The sequence below is a fragment of the Poseidonibacter lekithochrous genome (assembly GCF_013283835.1).
Classification (GTDB): domain Bacteria; phylum Campylobacterota; class Campylobacteria; order Campylobacterales; family Arcobacteraceae; genus Poseidonibacter; species Poseidonibacter lekithochrous.
Map to the genome: position 1 here is coordinate 919,749 of NZ_CP054052.1, position 19,047 is coordinate 938,795.

Consider the following 19,047-nt stretch of genomic DNA (forward strand, 5'->3'; position numbering starts at 1 on the left):
AACAATGAGAAGAATAAAAAACAAATTATTAACTCTATCACTAGCGGCATCTTTCTTTGCCGTTGGTGCTAATGCTTTGAATTTAGATGAAGCTGTAAATATTGCATTAGAAAAGAATAATGACTTACAAATTCAAAACTTTGATTATATTGAGTCAATTCAAAATGTAAAAGCAAATAATGCTAATTTTTTACCTAAGTTAGATTTAGCTTACGGTTATAATAATAGAGATAAAGTTAATGCAACACAAACAAAAGAAGATGGTACTTTAAGTGCAAAAATTTCTTATAATTTATTTAATGGATTTAAAGATGTTGCAACAAAAAAATCATCAAAATATTTATCTGAATCATCAAAGTATTCTTTAGAAGCTTTAAAACAAGATACAGTATTAAATACAAAAAATGCATATATTAACTATCTTGATAAAGTTAATGCGCAAGAAACTTATGAGAGTGAATATACATTATTTGAGAAACAATATACAGATGCTCAAAATAAATATGATCAAGGTTTAGTAGCTAGAAATGATTTATTACAAGTTCAAGTAAATATGTCTAGTGCAAAACAAAATGTTGTAAGAGCTAAAGCAGATGTTAAAATTGCTAAATTAGAGTTATCTAATATTTTAGGTGGTATGAATTTAAAGGGTGAAACTATTGAACCTTTACATGAAAAAAACCTAAATATTAAAACTTATGATGAAAATATTTTAGATCAAAGAAGTGAAATCCAAGCTTTAAAAATGAGTTTAGAATCAGTACGAAATCAACAAAAAGCAACTAAGGGATCTTTTTACCCTAAGTTAGATGCTTCTTTTTCTCATAATAGATTTTATGATGATTTAGGGTTTGATGAGGTAGATTCTGGAATTGATAATCAAAATGTTGCAAATTTAAGTGCATCATGGAATTTATATAATGGTGGAAGTGATGATAATCAAATTGCCATTTATAAAACAAGAATGTCTAAACTAAAAACACAATTAGTAAAAACATCACTTGATATTAAATTACAGTATGAAAATGCTAAATCAGATTTAGAAGTTGCAAATGATAATTACGAAACAGCTACATTATCATTAGCACAAGCAAAAGAAAATTATAATATAGTTAGCAATAGATTTAATGAAGGTATCTCAAGTAGTACTGATTTAACTGATGCAAACTTCTTATTAACATCAGCAAAACAAAGATTTAGTAGAGCATATTTTGATAAGTATTTATCAATTGCAACATTACATAGAATTGTAGAGGCAAAATAATATATAAAAATGAATATCCATCAAAAAGAAAATATTAATTTATTCTTTTTAATAAGTGTTTCTTTACTATTTTTGAGTTTGAACTCAATCTTTTGTAAAGCAGCATTAGTTAATAACTACATTGATGCATATTCATTTACTTTTTTTAGATTATTATCAGCAAGCGCCATGTTAGTAATAATCTATTTATTTAAAAATAAAAAAATATCAATCTCTTTTAAACAAAATTGGATTAGCTCATTTATGCTATTTTTATATGCAGTTTCTTTCTCCTACTCATATTTAAGCATAGATGCCGGCTTTGGAACACTTCTTCTTTTTGCAGTGGTTCAAATAGTTATGTTAGCTAGTTCATTTTTTTATAAAGAGTCTTTATCCCAAACTAAAATCTTAGGTTTATTAATAGCATTTTCTGGTCTTATATATTTGTTATATCCTAGTGAAAGTTTTGAGTTATCATACTTTCATATTTTCTTAATGATTATTTCTGGAATAGCATGGGCTGTTTATTCAATACTTGGAAAAAACTCTTCAGATGCACTGTTTAATACAATGGATAATTTTATAAAAGCAAGTTTTTTTATAATATTGTTTTTCTTTATATTTATAAGAGATGAGATGTATTTTACTTTTGAAGGTTTAATATTTGCAATTTTATCAGGTAGTATTACTTCTGCTTTAGGATATGTATTGTGGTATCAAGTTTTACCTCAAATTCAAATAGTTACAGCTGGAATAATTCAACTGTTTGTTCCAATATTAGCAATTATTGTAAGTATTATATTCTTAGATGAGTTATTAACTATGAGCCTATTTATCTCAACTGCATTAGTATCTTTTGGTGTAGTTTTGTCTTTGTATTCAAAAAAGAAGATTAATCAAAATACTTAAAGTCTTTATCTTCACTTCCATCTTTTTTTCTATTTTTAAATTTCCACATAGTCCTAAAATATTTAACTGTTTGAAAAGACAGTACTATTGCAATAAGAAAAAGAATAAAATATACTAGAATAAATAAAAGTTCCATTGCTGCTCCTTCTACTATTTTCTTTATACTTATATTTTACATATTTTTTGTAAATTCTTCAAATTATTTGAAAAATCTGTTATTATCTTTTTATGAAAATAGAACAAAAAGAGTTTAATCTCAAATCAAAAAGTAGGGGATTTCATTTGATTACAAATGAAATACTATCAAATTTAAAAGAATTATCTAGTTTTAAAGTAGGTACTTTAAATTTATTTATAAAACATACAAGTGCAAGTCTTACAATAAATGAAAATTGCGATTCCTCAGTAAGAGATGATATGGAAAGATTTGTAAATGATGTGATTTCAAACAAAGCATACTTTGAACATACCTATGAAGGTGATGACGATATGCCAGCCCACCTAAAATCTTCAATCTTTGGCTCTAATATTACTATACCTATTACAAATGGAAAACTAAACCTTGGAACTTGGCAAGGTATATATTTAGGTGAGCATAGAGATTATGGTGGTAGTAGAAAAATTGTTGCTACTATTATGGGTTTGTAGTTATATTATTTTAAATTTGTTATATACTCAAATGCTGTAATTCCATAAACTCTTTTAAAATGCCTATTTAAATGTGAAAGGTCAGTAAATGCAAACTCAACTACTGTTCCATATAAATCTTTTGTAATATCTAGATGTTTTTTTGCATGAATAATTTTGCAATTCAAAAAATATTGATAAGGAGTTATTCCAGTATTAGCCTTAAATGTTCTAATAAATTGAAATTTTGATATATTTAATTCTTTAGATATTTCATCAATATCTAAAACTTCTCCAAGGTTATAATAAATAATCTCTTTTGCTTTTTTTATAAATACAGTTTCATTTGTATACTCTAGTGAAAAGTCTTTTGAAGTAAAATTATTCATTAGGTTTAAATACAATTCATTGCATAAAGCTAAATCTTTATTATTTAATATTGAGTAAGAGAGGTTTAGAATATCATTTTTTAATTTCTCTTCATAAACAATTGGTTTATTAAAAGTAACAATATCTTTTTTCTCAAGTGCTTCTAAAAATAGTTGAGGTTTAATATATAGCATAACATAATCTAAACCATCTTTATAGTTTGCTGCATTACCATCGTGTACTTGTTCTGGATTAAAAAGCATTACACCATTCTTATGAGATGCTAGTGAAGTTCCTTCTAGGTTATATTGTTGAATGCCTTTTAGTGTTACACCTAAAGTGTACTCTTCATGGGAGTGTTTTTTATAAGAGAATTTACTCATTTTTGCAGATAGGACTGTAATATCTAATTTGTTTTTATATATAAATTTATCCATTTCTTACCCTAGAAAATCCGTAATACCTGATATCATAATAGCACAATATACTAGAAATAAAGACAACAAAATATTTGTATATTTTTGGTATTTTACTAAAAATGATTTTAATAAACTTCCAAACATTACCCAAAAAAAGAATGATAATGATCCAATACTTGAAACAATTACTATAAATATTGTTAATTCATAAAAAGTGCTATAGTAAGGCATTATAAAACTTGGAAAAATAGTAATACAAAATAAAATCACTTTTGGATTTATAAATTGCATAATAAATCCAGTTTTAAAAGAGCTAAAATCTTTTCTTTCTTCTGAAATAGTATCCATGTTATAAATTTGATATGCTAAATATAGAATATAAGCAGTTCCAATAATTTGCATTATAAAAATAGCTTTTGGTATGAATGATGCTAATATAGAGTTTAGTACAACAGATAATACTAATATAATAGAAAATGCAATAGATGCCCCATAACAAAAGCTAATTGCTTTTTTTATACCATAGTTTTGAACTGTTGATAATGTAACAATATGAGTAGGACCTGGTGAGAAAGTTATAATAATACAGTAGATTAAAAAAGATGTTATATTCATTGGTATTCCTTTTATATTTAGTAGAAGTAATTATATAAATTAATTGATATTTGGCATAGTACATTATTGCAATCATACTTTTGAAATTTATATAAAAATTAAAAAAAAATCTATTAAATAATTTTTATTTATTATTAAATAAAACTAGGATAGATTAAAAAAGGAATGTTCGTTATTGAGTTAGAGGAGGAATTACTATGGTTTCTTTAGTTCATTTGCATATCGTTACTTTTTTTATAATCTTTATAAACTTACTAATTTTTAATAAAAGAATGGAAAATGACTTAGGGTCGAAATATTTTTTTGTTAACTACATTTATCATAAACATAAACAACTCAGTTGTTTTATTGTCACATATCCATTTATAATCATATTATTCTATTTTTTAATGGAAGACATATTTCCTATTGGAACTTTTTTTATATCAGTACTTCATGTTTGTTTTTTACATGAAATTACATCTAAAAAAATTATAAATAGAAGAGAAGCTTATATTGAGTGGTTTAAACATAATGTAAAACATAGTTTATCAATGCATGCCTATGATATGATAAAAAAAGATTTTAGATTTTTAAACGAAAAAATAAATAGAATGTTTTTATTTAAATTTGAAATTATATTTTTTATATCTATTGTAATTGAAAGTGAAGTAATATATGAAGTTTTTGCTATTCTTGATAAATTAAAGTAAGTGTATTTAAGAGAGAAGATATTTATTATTCGTTTGATACACCTTTAAATGAGTCAAACCAATTAAGTTCAGACGGCGCACTATCTGCTTTCTTACTACTTTTACTACTGCTTGTGTTAGTTGATTTTTGAGTACGTAACTTATTTTCAGACATTGAATAACTACCTGATGGTTGCTCAAGAACTATAAGTGCAAAAACAAGAATTACAGCAATTACTAGTACTTTAAATATAGTATCTGATAATGATTTTTTCTTTTCTTCTTTTTTCATATTATAATTTTGACATACTTTTATTAAAAGCTTACTTGTTCTTCATATTATTTACACCTTTAAAACTATCAACCCATTGAAGTCTTTGTGGTGTGTGTTTTGAACCATTAACAGGTTTTGAATTTCCATAATAAATTGCATGAATTATACTTTTACTATTTTCTACAACAGTGACAGTCAGAAATAGTCCAAGCAGACTTAATAAAGTTATTAAAAACTTTCTTTTGTGCATTTTAAGCATCTTATACAAGTTATTTTTTTTCATAATGCTATTTTTACATATTTGACTTTAATATTTGATTATCTAGGAGTAGCAAATAGTACTAGAGTGCTCCTTTCTATAATTGACTATATGACGAGTGAATATATTGCTTTTTATTAAAATAAAACTTATTGTAAATTCAAGTTTTACTTTATTAATGAATAGTATAATTATTCATTAATATTTAGGAGTAGAAATGGATTACAAAAAATTTGCAGATTTTTCACCTTGTGATTATGCAGGGCCATTAAAAAGAGAGAGTTTTATGGATGCTGGAATGAAAGAATTATGGCCAGAAATTCCTAGAGTTTCAGGTCCTGCATTTACTGTTGAAATGGTTGCTGGTGAGAATTTAGCTCTTCATAGAGCAATTTATGAAGCACCTGTAGGCTCTATTATTGTTGCACAATCAAACACAGTTGATTATTCAGTAATAGGTGGAAATGTTACAGAAATTGCCCAAAAAAGAGGAATTGCAGGTTTTGTAATAGATGGAACGGTAAGAGACATAGGTGAAATAAAAGAGTTAAAAATGCCAATGTTTGGAAGAGGTGTTTTACCAATGCCTGGAGGCAAAAAAAATGCAGTACCTGTAAATGTTCCTATTACTGCAGGTGGTATTGCTGTAAATCCTGGTGATATTATTGTTGCAGATGAAGAAGGAATTGCCGTTATTCCAAAAGATAAAGCAGAAGAAATTTATACTCAAACAAAAGCAAATGTAGAAAAAGATAAAGCCATGAGTTTTGAACAATGGGCTACTAATCATAAAGAGAAGATTGATTCTTTTTATAATTAATTAAATTTGTAGTATTGACTTTAGTAAACCATTATTAGTTTTATCTAGTTTTTAATACTTAGCTAGTAGAATTGCACAATTATTACAATAAAATAGTATTTAAGTGTCTATTTTGTTACAAAAGGAAAACAGATGAATTCTGTAGTAATTGCAGTTACTGTAATGGTTTTACTTTCATTAGTGAGAGTAAACATTGTTATTGCTTTAATAATTGGAGCAATAGTTGGTGGTCTTACTGGTGGACTTGGTTTAAATGAAACAATAGGGGCTTTTAATAAAGGTCTTGGAAATGGTGCAACAATAGCATTGTCTTATGCAATGTTAGGAACATTTGCAGTTGCGATTTCAAAGTCTGGAATTACTGATTTATTATCAAATGTGATTATAAAAAAAGTTAATTCAGGTGCTTCTGAGATGCAATTTATTTATATTAAATATGTAATGTTAACATTAGTATTATTTGCAGCGATTTCTTCTCAAAACTTAGTTCCTGTGCATATTGCATTTATTCCTATTTTAATTCCACCATTATTACACTCAATGGCTCAATTACAATTAGATAGAAGAGTAGTGGCTTGTGTTATTACTTTTGGTTTAGTAGCAACATATATGTTCTTACCTATTGGTTTTGGTGGGATTTTCTTAAATGAAATCTTATTGAAAAACTTAGTTGACAATGGTGTTAATGCAATGTCAGGACAACTTCCAGTTGCAATGGCAATTCCTGTTTTAGGAATGTTTTTAGGTTTATTAGTAGCTATTTTATTTACATATAGAAAAAAAAGAGTTTATGATGTAAGTAAAATCCTTGAAGTAGAATCAGAAAAAAAAGAGATTAATGGTTTTTATATTGTAATCGCATTAGTTTCTATTATTACAGCACTTGGTTTACAGTTATATACTAACTCAATCATTTTAGGTTCATTAGCTGGATTTATCATCTTTATTATTGCAGGAGTAATCAGAGCTAATGAAACTCAAGATTTCTTTACTAGAGGTCTTAAAATGATGGGAATGATTGGTTTTATTATGATTGCGGCAAATGGATTTGCAAGTGTTATTAATAGTACTGGTGGAGTTGAAACATTAGTTTCTTCAGTTGCTGATATTATTGGTAATAATAAATCTTTAGCAGCATTACTTATGTTAATTGTTGGTTTGTTTATTACTATGGGAATTGGTTCTTCTTTCTCAACTATTCCAATTATTGCTACAATTTATGCACCATTATGTTTACAGTTAGATTTCTCTGTAATGGCAACAATTACTTTAATTGGTACTGCGGCTGCTCTTGGAGATGCGGGAAGTCCTGCTTCTGATTCAACACTTGGACCAACATCTGGTCTTAATGTAGATGGTCAACATGATCACATTTGGGATTCTGTTGTTCCTACATTTATTCACTACAATATTCCACTAATCATTTTTGGTTGGTTTGCAGCGGTTTATATTTTCTAGAAAATATAAAAACTGCTTTTTCTATGGCTAGTAAAACTTAGCCATAGAGATAAAAACTCTCAAATATCTAAATATTATTAAATAAAAAAACTAGATAAAAATATTATAAATACTCGAAATAATGGTATTTACTCTTAGATACTTTAGAATAATAGAAATTATTTATAGAAAATACAATACTCAAATAATCATACTACTTAACTAATAATAAAAAACATTATAAAAACTTGTTAGAATGTCACAAAACAGGTCACAAATTAAAAAGGTTTATAATGTTAAAAACAATATTTATATGTGTAATTACAATATTTGTATTTACTTCTTGTTCTTCTTCAACTAATAATCAAATACTTACAAACTCAAAAAAAATGGAAACTATTAATCCTATTGAGGTTAAAAAAACATCAAAAGATTATGGAAAAATATCTGTAATTAAATATGAAAAAAGTGCAGACAATAAAACAAAAGTCTTTTTGTCTCAATGTTCAATAATGAATGAACCTCATGTTTCTTGTAAAGGTTATATGTATGAAGTTATGTATGATGAAGAGTGGTTAGTTCATGCTCATACTCAAGTAGAAGCTGAAAAATTAATAGAAGTAAATGAAAATAAATACTACTTAAAACTTCAAAATAGGGATAACAGTAAAGTTTATAATGTTACTGGTTTACTTGAATTAAAAGCAAAATATATTAATTATGTAAAACTAGAACTAGAATAAGAAAGCTCTTATTCTAGTTTATTAATTCTCTTTTAGGTTCACTAAAATAGTAACCTTGAGAAAAATCTATACCCAGTTCATTTACTATCTTTTGAACCTTTTCATTATGTACAAATTCAGCAGTACATAAAATATTTACATTCTTAGCAAAATATACTAGTGCTTTAGTGATTTCATAACTTCTTTTATTTGTATCAATATCTTTTATATATTTAGCATCAATTTTAATAATATCAACATCTAAATCTAGTATTCTCTCAAAGTTAGAGTATTCTGTTCCAAAATCATCAATAGCAATTTTTAAACCTAAAGATTTGAGTTTATCTAATTGTTTGATATGGTTTTTTTTACCGCTTGAACTTACTCCCTCAAGAATTTCTAGAGTTATTCTTTTTGCTTCTATTTTATATTTATTTATTTTTTCTATAAAGTATGAGTACAAGTAGTTTTGGCTTAAGTCATCTTCTGTAATATTTATTGAAAACTCTTCTTTACACTCTGTCATAACTTTTAGAGTCTTGTCTATCATTATTTTTGTTATTTGGGGTAAAAATCCAGATAATCTAGCAGCATCTAAAAAGTAAAAAGGACTAATTATTTCATCTTTGTTTATTATTCGAACTAAAGATTCATATTTAGTGATTTTCTCTTTTTTATTATCATAAATTCCTTGGAAGAAGGGAACTATATTATCCTCTTCAATAGCATTTTTTATTAAGTTAGTTGCTAAGATAAAGGATTCTCTATTTGATTGATCCAAAGTATCTTTTTGTGAATCAAAAATATAGTATCTATTTTTACCATTTTCTTTTGCAATTTTTAGCGCTGAAGCACTATTTTTAAGAATATTACTTTTATCGTAAGTTGCACCATAAGAGAATGATATATTCACTTGTGTATTTGCAATCTCAATTGAATTACTATTAAAATATGATTGAAGTTCTTGAATCTTTTTATCAAGATCAATTTTTTCATTATAAAGTAATGCAAATTCATCACTATTAAATTTGAAGATATTATTAGTATCTCCAATTATTCTTAATGTATTAGCAATATTAATTAAAAGTTCATCTCCATTTTCAAATCCATAAACAGTATTTAAATAAGAGAAATTATCTACATTTAATAAGATAATAGAATTATAATCATTATTTAAAGTAATTTTTTCTAGATATGTTTTATTAAATAATTTTGTTAATGAATCATGATATAACATATACTCAAGTTTTTTTTGCGCATTAATTAATTGGGTTAAATCCGTAAATATAGATATGTAATTTTGAATATTTTTATTTTCATCATATATAACTCTAATACTCATCCATTGAGTTATTATAGAACCATCTTTTTTCTTATTCGTTATCTCTCCACTCCAATGTGATTGTGTTTCTAGTTGTGTCCACATTTGAGTAAAAAAGTTTTTGTTATGCTGTTCTGATGATAACATTTTTGGACTATAGCCCATTAATTCAGATTCAGAATATCCGTAAATATCTTCAAATGTTTTATTGATTTCTATAATTCTATTATTCTTATCTGTAATAATAATACCTTCTGCAGCATTTCTTACAATATCTGAGAATAATTCAACTTTTCTTTCATTAATTTGGTTTTTTAATACAATGCTTACAATTGTCGCAGCAGTATCTAAAAGTGTTTTATGAAAATTTGTTGGAGCTCTGTGTTCAAAAGAAGATAAAGCAAAAGAACCAATTGCATTACCTTTTATATCTCGAATTGGCATAGACCAACAAGAACAAATATTAAAATCTATTGCAACTTGTCTAAGCTCATCCCATCTAGGATCTTCAAAAGTATTTAATACATATTGAGCTTCATTTCTAAAAACTGCATTTCCACATGAACCACCATGTGGTCCTGGTTTTAAATTTGCTAATGCTGTATGCCCAGCTTTTGGTACTGATGGTGCTGATCGAACACTTATTAGTTGTGTAGTTGGATCTTTTAACATTATAGATGATACAGAGTTAGGGAGTAATGTTTCTGCAAGGGAGCAGATTTTATCTAAGATTACATCTGTTTTATTATGAGAGTAAACCATAGATAAAATATTTTGTTGAATATCTGATAATTTTGTGAATTGTTCTAATGATATTGGAACTTCATCTACTTGAATTTCATTTAAATTATTGTCTTTCATTTTCTCAACCGTTTATTAAAATTAGTGTAGTGTTATAATTTTTTATTATATTAGTTACATTGTAACATTTTCTGTATTATATTACAGCCCCCGATGCTGCCATTAGTTCTAGTGCATCATCACTCATTTTATCTTTTGACCATGGTGGTGTAAAAGTTAAACTTACATAACATTCATCTATTTCATCTACTGCTAAAGTTACATATTTTGCTTGTTCAACCAAGGCTTCTGCAACTGGACAAGCTGGACTTGTTAGTGTCATAATAATATTACAATATAAGTAATTCTTTTTCTCTTCTAAACCAATTTCGTATATTAATCCTAAATCATAAATGTTTACTGGTATTTCTGGATCAAACACATTTTTTAGATTTTCAATTACTTTTTCTTTTATTTCTTCAATTTTTTCTTGCTCCATAATTCATCCTATTTATGCTTTTAATGCATACTCTTTTATTTTTTTAATCATTCCAATTACTCCACTTTGTCTATTTGGAGTAATCACTTCTGCTAATTTAAGTTCATGAACTATATCCATATCAACTTCTTTTAACTCTTCAATTGTTGCACCTGAGAATATTTCTAAAATCATAAAAACTAGACCTTTTACAATAATTGCATCAGATGTTCCATTGAAATATAAATTACCATCTTTATTTTCTACAATTAGCCAAACTTGAGAAGTACATCCATGTACTAAATTTGCTGGAATTTGATGTGTTTCATCTAAGGGTTTTAACTTTTTACCTAGATCAATAATATATTCATATTTTGATAATTCATCTTCGAAAAAGTCTAAATCTTCTTTTATTTGTTCTACTTTAGTTTCTATGCTCATTTTTTATCCTAATCTTTTAACATACTTATTGCTTTTTTTAATGCAAGAATTAATTTATCAATATCAGTGTAGTTATTATAAAAAGCAAGAGATACTCTAATCGTACCTTTTATTCCTAGTTGTTTCATAATAGGTTGGGCACAATGATGTCCAACTCTAAGAGCTATTTTCATTTTGTCAACTAAGATTCCAACATCATCATGGATTAAACCTTTTATATTAAAACTTCTGCTACCTACTGAATCTTCTATGTCATTATAAAGTTCAATATCTGGTATTTCTCTTAATCTTTTATCTAAATATGTATAAACATCTTTTTCTATTGTCTCAATATTTTCATATCCAACATGTTTTATATACTCTAAGGCTTGAGCAAAACCAATTACTCCTGCAATATTTTGAGTTCCAGCTTCAAACATATATGGTGAATCTAATAGAGTTGAACCGTGATAATCAACTTCATGAATTGTAGCTCCACCTGTTTGGTATGGTAATAAATCAGCTAAATGTTCTTTTTTTACATATATTGCACCAACTCCTGTTGGTCCAAAAGTTTTATGTGCTGATATTGCAAAGAAATCAACATCTAAATCTTGAACATCTACTTTCATATGGGCTAAACTTTGAGCTCCGTCTATCATAACAACAGCGCCATATTTATGTGCTAATCTTGTTATTTCTTTTATATCATGTATTTTTCCAAAGGCATTAGAAATATGAGTAACTGAAACAAAAGCATTTTTATTTTGACTTAGGAGTTTTTCAAAGTGATCAAAATCAAAAGAAAGATTTTCATCACACTTTACAACCTCTAATCCTTTTCCAATTGTTCTGCCTTGCATATGCCAAGGAACGATATTAGAGTGATGCTCTAAAGAAGAAATAATTACAGTTTCATATTTACTTACAAAAGAAGATGCTATAAAATTTATTGACTCACTTACACCTTTAGTGAATATAATTTCTTCATTTCCTGAAGCATTAATAAACTCTTTTAATATTTTTCTTGCACCTTCATAATTTGTTGTTGCTTTATTAGCATCTCCAAAATTACTTCTATGTGTATTTGCACAATATTTTTCATAATATTCAACTTGTGCATCAATCACACATTGTGGTTTTTGAGTTGTAGCTCCATTATCTAAATATGCAATTTCAGAATTCTTAAAATAAGGGAAATCCTTTTTAAACATATTTGCTCCTTGAATAATCTTTGATAAATTCTTTTATTAATATATCATTTATATTATCATATATTTGGCTTTCAAAAGCTTTTAAAAGCATATCATAAGCCTTTTGTTTTGGTATTCCTCTTGATTGAAGATATAACAATTGTTCTTTATCTAATGTTCCCGTTGTAGCTCCATGGCTAGCTTCTAATTCATCAATTAAAATCTCTAAATGAGGTTGTGCGTAAATACTTGCATCATCACTTAATAAAATTGTATTAGAGTTTTGAAATGCTTTTGAAAACAAAGCATTTGGATTTACAATTGATTTAGCTTTAAATACTGCTTTTGCTTCATCTTTTAGTGAATGTTTAAAATTAATATCACTAGTTGAACTTTCATTATTGTGAACAGTTTTAATCAAATTTGCTGTATTAGCAGCATTTTGTGATTTTACTAAACCATTTAGATTATATTCAATATTTTTATTATCAATAATGTTTATATAGTTGTTTACAACAAATCCAATTCCTAATTCAAAACTAGTAAATTTCACTTTTGAATCATCATCTTGTGTAAAATTAGCATTATATAAAAGTGAATTGTTTTCACTAATATGTTGAATTTTTGCATATTCAAAATTAGCATTCTTTTCTATATTAAAACTTCTATTTACACTATAAGCACTATTTTCTGAACTATTAGTAAATACTTCTATTAGTGAGGCTGTAGCACCTTCTTTCACTTCGACTTTTAGTGAATTTACATAAAAAGTATCATCTTCTTTAATTTTGTGAATTAAACATAAAGGTTCTGGAATATTAGAGTTAATAGTTAAAACTATTTGTTTATCATCAAAATTTCTAGTTATATCAAATAATGAATTTTCATAAACTGTTTCATCCTTAATACTTTTTAATCCCATAATATCAAATTCATATGTTTCAATGTTTTTAAATTCACTTGTAAAAAGATTTTTAAAATCTACTTTTTTGAACTCTTCATCATATTTTGAAGGAAGGTTTAAACCTTCAATATCAATTATTCTCATCTTTAATTCCTATTCCTTCATAACCTTTTTTATCAAGTTCTAAAGCAAGATTATAATCTCCAGTTTTTACAATTTTTCCATCATTTAAAATATGTACATAATCTGGTTTAATTAATTCTAATAATCTATCATAATGAGTAATCATTAATACTGATTTTTTACCATCTAACATTGCATTAATTACATTTGCAACAGTTTTAATTGCATCAACATCTAATCCTGAATCAATTTCATCTAACATGATTAAATCTGGATTTAGTAATAAAAGCTGAACTAATTCATTTCTTTTTTTCTCACCACCACTGAATCCATCATTTAAATCTCTTTGTAGTAGTTTTCTATCAATATCATATTTTGAAGTCTCTTCTTTAATATGTTTTAAAAACTGCATAGCATCGATTTCTTCTTCACCATTATAAGTTCTTTTTTCATTTAAAGCTGTTTTTAGGAAGTAACTATTATTTACTCCAGGAACTTCAACAGGATTTTGGAAACTCATAAAGATACCTTCATTAGCTCTTTGGGCAACATCTAGTTCTAATAAGTCTTTCTTTTTATATGTTACAGAACCTTCTGTTACAACACAGTCATAATGGGCACTAAGAGTTTTAACTAAAGTGGATTTTCCTGCACCATTTATTCCCATAAGCGCATGAACTTCACCATCTTTGATATTTAAATCTAGGCCTTTTAAAATTTCTTTATCGTTAATATTTACTTTTAAATTTTTTATTTCTAACATAGTATTTTCCACGTATTGGTTTAACCAACACTTCCTTCTAATGATATATTTAATAATTCTTTTGCTTCTGCTGCAAATTCCATAGGAAGTTCTTTTAAAACCTCTTTACAAAAACCATTTACAATCATAGATACGGCATTCTCTGCGCTAATACCTCTTTGTTGTACATAGAATAATTGCTCATCTGAAATTTTAGAAGTTGTAGCTTCATGTTCTATTTGAGCACTCATATTTTTTATTTCATGATAAGGATAGGTATGGGCATTACATGTATTCCCTATTAGTAATGAATCACATTCAGAGATGTTTCTTGCATTATGTGCATTTTTCCCAACTCTTACTAATCCTCTGTATGCATTAACTCCATGCATTGCTGAAATACCTTTAGATATTATAGTTGATTTTGTATTTTTTCCTAAGTGAATCATTTTTGTTCCAGTATCAGCTTGTTGAGCTTTTGAAGATATGGCAACAGAATAAAATTCACCAACAGAATTATCACCTTTTAAAACACATGAAGGATATTTCCATGTTAAAGATGAACCTGTCTCAACTTGTGTCCATGATATTTTTGAATTATCACCTTGGCATAAACCTCTTTTTGTAACGAAGTTTAAAATACCACCTTTTCCAGTTTCATCACCTGGATACCAGTTTTGAATAGTTGAATATTTTATTTGTGCATCTTTTAGGGCAACTAATTCTACGACTGCGGCATGAAGTGGTCTTTCATCTCTACTTGGAGCGGAACAGCCTTCATTATATGAAACGTAAGAACCTTCATCAGCTATGATAATAGTTCTTTCAAATTGACCTGTATCTAAGGCATTGATTCTAAAGTAAGTTGATAACTCCATTGGACAGTGAGTATTTGGTGGAATATATACAAAACTTCCATCTGTAAATACTGCCGAGTTTAAACAGGCAAAATAATTATCTCCCACTGGAACTACTGAAGCCAAATATTTTTTTAGAATTTCTGGATGATTGTTTGCGGCTTCTGAAATAGAACAGAAGATAATTCCTAATTTTTCTAACTCATCTTGATATGTTGTTTTAACTGATACTGAATCAAATACAGCATCAACTGCAACACCTGCAAGTTGCTTTTGCTCTTCAAGTGGAATCCCTAACTTCTCATATGTTTTTAAAATCTCAGGGTCTACTTCATCTAGTGAATCTAAAGCTTTTTTAGGTGCTGAATAATATGCGATATCTTGGTAATCGATTTTTGGATATTTTAAATTTGCCCAAGATGGCTCACTCATTTTTTGCCAACGCTTAAATGCTTTTAGTCTAAAGTCAAGTAACCATGAAGGTTCTTCTTTTTTTGCTGATATTGCTTTTATAACATTTTCATTTAATCCCTTAGCAAAAGTATCACTTTGTACTAAAGTCTCAAATCCTAATTTATAATCACTATTTATAACGTCATGTAGCTGTTTGTTTTTGCTCATAACAGACTCCAAATTATGTTGAATTTTAAATAGGACAATATTTGTCCTAAATTCAATATAACAGTAAAATAATTAAAAAAAACTTAAATAGGATAAAATTTGTCTTGTTTAAAAAGAACTAGAATAAATTAAATTTATTTAATATTGTTTTCTAGTCTTTTTGTATAATAAGAAATAGGGTAAGTAAGTGCTAAATACCCAATAGCTAGGGGAATATAACTCTCTAAAGTTGAATAAGTAATAGCATCAACTTCTTGTGCATTCATAGTAAATTCACTAATAGCAATAATAGATAATAGTGAAGAATCTTTGATAATAGAAGCAAATTGACCTGTTAATGCAGGCAACATTCTTTTAAAAGCCTGAGGAAAGATAATATATCTATACATCTGAAAATTTGACATTCCAAGACTTAAACTTGTTTCAAATTGTTCTTTCTCAATTGATTGAATTGCAGCTCTAATAATCTCAGATACATAAGCTCCTGAAAAAATAGCAAGTATAAATGTTCCTACTATATATCTATTTTCAAAACCTAAGTTATTTGCAAATACATAAAAGAAAATAAGTATCTGTACTAAAAGAGGAGTTCCTCTAATAATTTCAATATAAAATCTTGAAAAAAATCTTAATATGATTACTTTTGAGTTTTGTGCATAAGCAAAAAATAGACCAATAATAAAACTAAGAATCAAAGCAAAAAATGAGATTATAATAGTCATTATAAAACCATTAATAAACTTTTGTTTGTATTCATATACATGAGCCCAGTTAAAGTTATATGAAATATTTGAAAACATCAAATAAATAGGAGTAATAACAATTATTGCTAAAAATAGAAGATTGAAGAAATAAACTCCCCTTGATAGGGAGTTTGTTTTTTTATAATTCAATTCATTTATAAATAAGTTTTTAAATTTAAAAATAATTTGTTCCTAGAAAAAGAATGGGATATTTAACTCATCAAAAGTAGCTTTTGCTTCTTTTAAATGTTTATTTGCAAAAGTTGCAAATGTACCATCTTCTTTTGCTTTTGTAATAAATGCATCAACTTTAGTTTTTAATGGATCATTTTGTCTTAGTGCAACTCCCCAGTATTCAAAGTCAATTTGAAATGGTTTTAATAAAGCAATAGTTGTATCTTTATGTTGTACATAGTTTTTGTAAATAGTTAATTGATCGTAAAGAAAACCATCTGCTTTCCCTTGAACTACTTCTAATACACAAGTATTTTCTTTATCAAATACTAAAATCTCTGCATTTTTTAAATTCTTACTTGCATATACATGTCCAGTAGAACCTTTTTTAACAGCAATCTTTTTACCTTCTACATTTAATTCGTTAATAGAATTAACATTAGAATCTTTATTAACTAAAATTGCTAAAGAAGATTGTGCATAAGGAATTGAGAAGTCAATTGACTTTTTTCTCTCTTCTGTAATAGTCATTGATGAAATGATTAAATCAATTTTACCAGTTTTTAAAGAAGGAATTAATCCAGACCAAGCTGTATTTTCAATAACAACTTCCATTCCTAATTCTTCACCTAGTTTTTTAGCAAAGTCTACAGATACACCTTGAGGAATACCTTCTTTGTCACTCATTTCAAAAGGAGGGTAAGCTAATTCCATTCCAACTTTTAAAACCTTTTTCTCTTCTTTTACCTCTGTTTTGTTATCACACGCAGTAAAAAACACAGATAAAAAGCTAATCATTATGATTGATAATAGTTTTTTCATAAATTTCCTTATTTAATAATTGTTATATTATCCCATACTAAACTTAACATTTGTTTATTAAAAGTCGATTTATTTATCAAAATTTGAATATAATATTCGCGAATTTTATAATTTATATTAATAATATTTATATTTACTTTTACTGTATTGTGTTACAAAATGGAATAAATTTTTTCTTGGAAAGACAATTAAGACAAATTTTATCCTATTTAGATTAGAATACAAAAAATCAAATAAGAAATATAAAAAATAATTATAAATAAAAGTGATAATTAATATCATTAAATAGGAACAAAAATATGATGGAAGTATATTTAGATAATAATGCTACAACAATGGTTGACCCAAAAGTTTATGAAGAAATGAAACCTTTCTTCTGTGACAAATATGGTAACCCAAATTCATTACATAAATTTGGTGCTGGAACTCATCCAAAAATGGTTGAAGCTCTTGACTTTTTATATGAAGGTATTAACGCAGCAGATGAAGATGATATCATCATCACTGGTAATGCATGTGAGAGTATTAATACAGTATTAAAAAGTGTTTGGATTGATAAAATTTTAAATGGTGATAAAAAACACATCATTACAACTGAAGTTGAGCATCCAGCAGTTACTGCTACATGTAAATTCTTAGAAACTCAAGGAGTTGCAGTTACTTATTTACCTGTAAATGACGAAGGTATCTTAGAAGCTGAGACTGTTAAACAGTTTATTAAAGAAGAAACTGCATTAGTTACTGTAATGTGGGCAAATAATGAAACTGGTAAAGTTTTCCCAATTAAAGAGATTGGTACTATTTGTAAAGCAGCTGGTGTTGCTTTCCATTCAGATGCTACTCAAGCAATTGGTAAAGTACCAGTAGATGTACAAGATTGTAATATTAATTATTTAACTTTCTCTGCACATAAATTCCATGGACCAAAAGGTGTTGGTGGTTTATATGTTAAAAAAGGTTCTGAGTTAACTCCATTAATTCACGGTGGTGAACAAATGGGTGGAAAAAGAGCTGGTACTGTTGATGTTGCATCAATGGTAGGTATGGGATGGGCTATGCATTTAGCTACTTCTACTATGGCTTTAGCTTATGAAAAAAATCACGTAAGTAAATTAAGAGATAAATTAGAATCTGCAATTTTAGAATTACCAGAAACTATTGTTATTGGTGGTAAAGATAACAGAACTCCAAATACAACTTTAATTTCAATTAGAGGTGTTGAAGGTGAATCTATGTTATGGGATTTAAATCAAAAAGGTGTTGGAGCTTCAACAGGAAGTGCTTGTGCATCTGAAGATTTAGAAGCAAACCCAGTTATGAATGCTTTTGGTTCAGATAGTGAACTAGCACATACAGGTGTAAGATTTTCATTAAGTAGATTTAATACAGAAGAACAAATTGACTATGCAATTGATGTTATTAAAGGCGCAATTGTTAGATTAAGAGCTATTTCAAGTTCTTACGCATACGCACCAGAATCACATAACTCTGGTTTATAAGA

At 27.0% G+C, this 19,047-nt stretch carries 22 protein-coding genes; 8 read left to right on the forward strand and 14 right to left on the reverse strand.

The window, feature by feature from the left end; genetic code table 11:
* The first annotated feature begins 4 nt into the window (after window positions 1-4).
* The gene (locus tag ALEK_RS04485) at window positions 5-1,264 is read left to right on the forward strand and encodes a TolC family protein (RefSeq protein ID WP_071627369.1); all 1,260 of its coding nucleotides are present in this window, start codon (window positions 5-7) and stop codon (window positions 1,262-1,264) included.
* Window positions 1,265-1,273: 9 nt separating this feature from the next.
* Window positions 1,274-2,155, forward strand: a complete 882-nt coding sequence (locus ALEK_RS04490) for a DMT family transporter (protein ID WP_071627368.1) — start codon at window positions 1,274-1,276, stop codon at window positions 2,153-2,155.
* Here ALEK_RS04490 and ALEK_RS04495 read toward each other — a convergent pair.
* Window positions 2,139-2,291, reverse strand: a complete 153-nt coding sequence (locus ALEK_RS04495) for a hypothetical protein (RefSeq protein WP_164072451.1) — start codon at window positions 2,289-2,291, stop codon at window positions 2,139-2,141. The two genes, ALEK_RS04490 and ALEK_RS04495, sit on opposite strands and share 17 nt — an antisense overlap.
* A gap of 92 nt (window positions 2,292-2,383) precedes the next feature.
* Here ALEK_RS04495 and ALEK_RS04500 point away from each other — a divergent pair, with 92 nt between their 5' ends.
* Window positions 2,384-2,803: a secondary thiamine-phosphate synthase enzyme YjbQ gene (locus tag ALEK_RS04500; protein WP_071627367.1), complete on the forward strand. Its 420-nt coding sequence runs from the start codon at window positions 2,384-2,386 to the stop codon at window positions 2,801-2,803.
* 5 nt (window positions 2,804-2,808) lie between these two features.
* Here the strand turns inward: ALEK_RS04500 and ALEK_RS04505 are convergent, their stop codons facing one another.
* Entirely contained in the window at window positions 2,809-3,588 is a 780-nt protein-coding gene (locus ALEK_RS04505; RefSeq protein ID WP_071627366.1) for an AraC family transcriptional regulator, read from the reverse strand.
* A 3-nt stretch (window positions 3,589-3,591) separates the two neighbouring features.
* On the reverse strand, window positions 3,592-4,185 hold the full coding sequence (locus ALEK_RS04510) for a LysE family translocator (RefSeq protein ID WP_071627365.1): 594 nt from the start codon (window positions 4,183-4,185) through the stop codon (window positions 3,592-3,594).
* Window positions 4,186-4,574: 389 nt separating this feature from the next.
* Here ALEK_RS04510 and ALEK_RS04515 point away from each other — a divergent pair, with 389 nt between their 5' ends.
* On the forward strand, window positions 4,575-4,877 hold the full coding sequence (locus ALEK_RS04515; RefSeq protein ID WP_164072450.1) for a hypothetical protein: 303 nt from the start codon (window positions 4,575-4,577) through the stop codon (window positions 4,875-4,877).
* 25 nt (window positions 4,878-4,902) lie between these two features.
* Here the strand turns inward: ALEK_RS04515 and ALEK_RS04520 are convergent, their stop codons facing one another.
* Both ALEK_RS04520 and ALEK_RS04525 read right to left on the reverse strand, forming a co-directional pair.
* On the reverse strand, window positions 4,903-5,148 hold the full coding sequence (locus ALEK_RS04520) for a hypothetical protein (protein ID WP_071627363.1): 246 nt from the start codon (window positions 5,146-5,148) through the stop codon (window positions 4,903-4,905).
* Between the two features lie 31 nt (window positions 5,149-5,179).
* Entirely contained in the window at window positions 5,180-5,380 is a 201-nt protein-coding gene (locus tag ALEK_RS04525) for a hypothetical protein (protein ID WP_071627362.1), read from the reverse strand.
* Between the two features lie 226 nt (window positions 5,381-5,606).
* Between ALEK_RS04525 and ALEK_RS04530 the strand changes: the two genes are divergently transcribed.
* The 3 genes from ALEK_RS04530 (at window position 5,607) to ALEK_RS04540 (ending at window position 8,389) form a co-directional block, all read left to right on the forward strand.
* Window positions 5,607-6,209 (forward strand): RraA family protein, encoded by a 603-nt coding sequence (locus tag ALEK_RS04530; RefSeq protein WP_071627361.1) that lies wholly within the window; start codon window positions 5,607-5,609, stop codon window positions 6,207-6,209.
* A gap of 132 nt (window positions 6,210-6,341) precedes the next feature.
* Window positions 6,342-7,667 carry a Na+/H+ antiporter family protein gene (locus tag ALEK_RS04535; protein ID WP_071627360.1) on the forward strand — a complete coding sequence of 442 codons (1,326 nt, stop codon included), beginning with the start codon at window positions 6,342-6,344 and terminating at the stop codon, window positions 7,665-7,667.
* A gap of 272 nt (window positions 7,668-7,939) precedes the next feature.
* A complete protein-coding gene (locus tag ALEK_RS04540) occupies window positions 7,940-8,389 on the forward strand; it encodes a hypothetical protein (protein WP_071627359.1) in 450 nt (149 codons plus the stop codon).
* 13 nt (window positions 8,390-8,402) lie between these two features.
* On the opposite strand, the gene ALEK_RS04545 is transcribed toward ALEK_RS04540, so the two are convergent.
* From ALEK_RS04545 to ALEK_RS04585, 9 genes are all read right to left on the reverse strand, one after another.
* Complete coding sequence (locus ALEK_RS04545; protein WP_071627358.1) at window positions 8,403-10,550, reverse strand: sensor domain-containing diguanylate cyclase; 2,148 nt, start codon at window positions 10,548-10,550, stop codon at window positions 8,403-8,405.
* Between the two features lie 76 nt (window positions 10,551-10,626).
* Window positions 10,627-10,968, reverse strand: coding sequence for a metal-sulfur cluster assembly factor (locus ALEK_RS04550; RefSeq protein WP_071627357.1), 342 nt, complete (start codon window positions 10,966-10,968; stop codon window positions 10,627-10,629).
* 12 nt (window positions 10,969-10,980) lie between these two features.
* Window positions 10,981-11,388 (reverse strand): SufE family protein, encoded by a 408-nt coding sequence (locus tag ALEK_RS04555; RefSeq protein ID WP_071627356.1) that lies wholly within the window; start codon window positions 11,386-11,388, stop codon window positions 10,981-10,983.
* Between the two features lie 8 nt (window positions 11,389-11,396).
* Window positions 11,397-12,581 carry an aminotransferase class V-fold PLP-dependent enzyme gene (locus ALEK_RS04560; RefSeq protein WP_071627355.1) on the reverse strand — a complete coding sequence of 395 codons (1,185 nt, stop codon included), beginning with the start codon at window positions 12,579-12,581 and terminating at the stop codon, window positions 11,397-11,399.
* Window positions 12,574-13,608 carry a SufD family Fe-S cluster assembly protein gene (locus ALEK_RS04565; protein ID WP_071627354.1) on the reverse strand — a complete coding sequence of 345 codons (1,035 nt, stop codon included), beginning with the start codon at window positions 13,606-13,608 and terminating at the stop codon, window positions 12,574-12,576. Before ALEK_RS04565 ends, ALEK_RS04560 begins: the two co-directional genes overlap by 8 nt.
* Complete coding sequence (gene sufC, locus ALEK_RS04570; RefSeq protein ID WP_071627353.1) at window positions 13,595-14,350, reverse strand: Fe-S cluster assembly ATPase SufC; 756 nt, start codon at window positions 14,348-14,350, stop codon at window positions 13,595-13,597. The genes ALEK_RS04565 and sufC overlap by 14 nt, the downstream gene beginning before the upstream one ends.
* A 20-nt stretch (window positions 14,351-14,370) precedes the next feature.
* Entirely contained in the window at window positions 14,371-15,807 is a 1,437-nt protein-coding gene (gene sufB / locus ALEK_RS04575; protein ID WP_173424115.1) for a Fe-S cluster assembly protein SufB, read from the reverse strand.
* Window positions 15,808-15,941: 134 nt separating this feature from the next.
* Window positions 15,942-16,700, reverse strand: coding sequence for an amino acid ABC transporter permease (locus tag ALEK_RS04580; RefSeq protein WP_228146300.1), 759 nt, complete (start codon window positions 16,698-16,700; stop codon window positions 15,942-15,944).
* Window positions 16,701-16,742: 42 nt separating this feature from the next.
* Entirely contained in the window at window positions 16,743-17,546 is an 804-nt protein-coding gene (locus ALEK_RS04585; RefSeq protein WP_071627350.1) for a transporter substrate-binding domain-containing protein, read from the reverse strand.
* 302 nt (window positions 17,547-17,848) lie between these two features.
* Between ALEK_RS04585 and ALEK_RS04590 the strand changes: the two genes are divergently transcribed.
* Window positions 17,849-19,045, forward strand: a complete 1,197-nt coding sequence (locus tag ALEK_RS04590; RefSeq protein ID WP_071627476.1) for a NifS family cysteine desulfurase — start codon at window positions 17,849-17,851, stop codon at window positions 19,043-19,045.
* The last annotated feature ends 2 nt before the right edge of the window (window positions 19,046-19,047 follow it).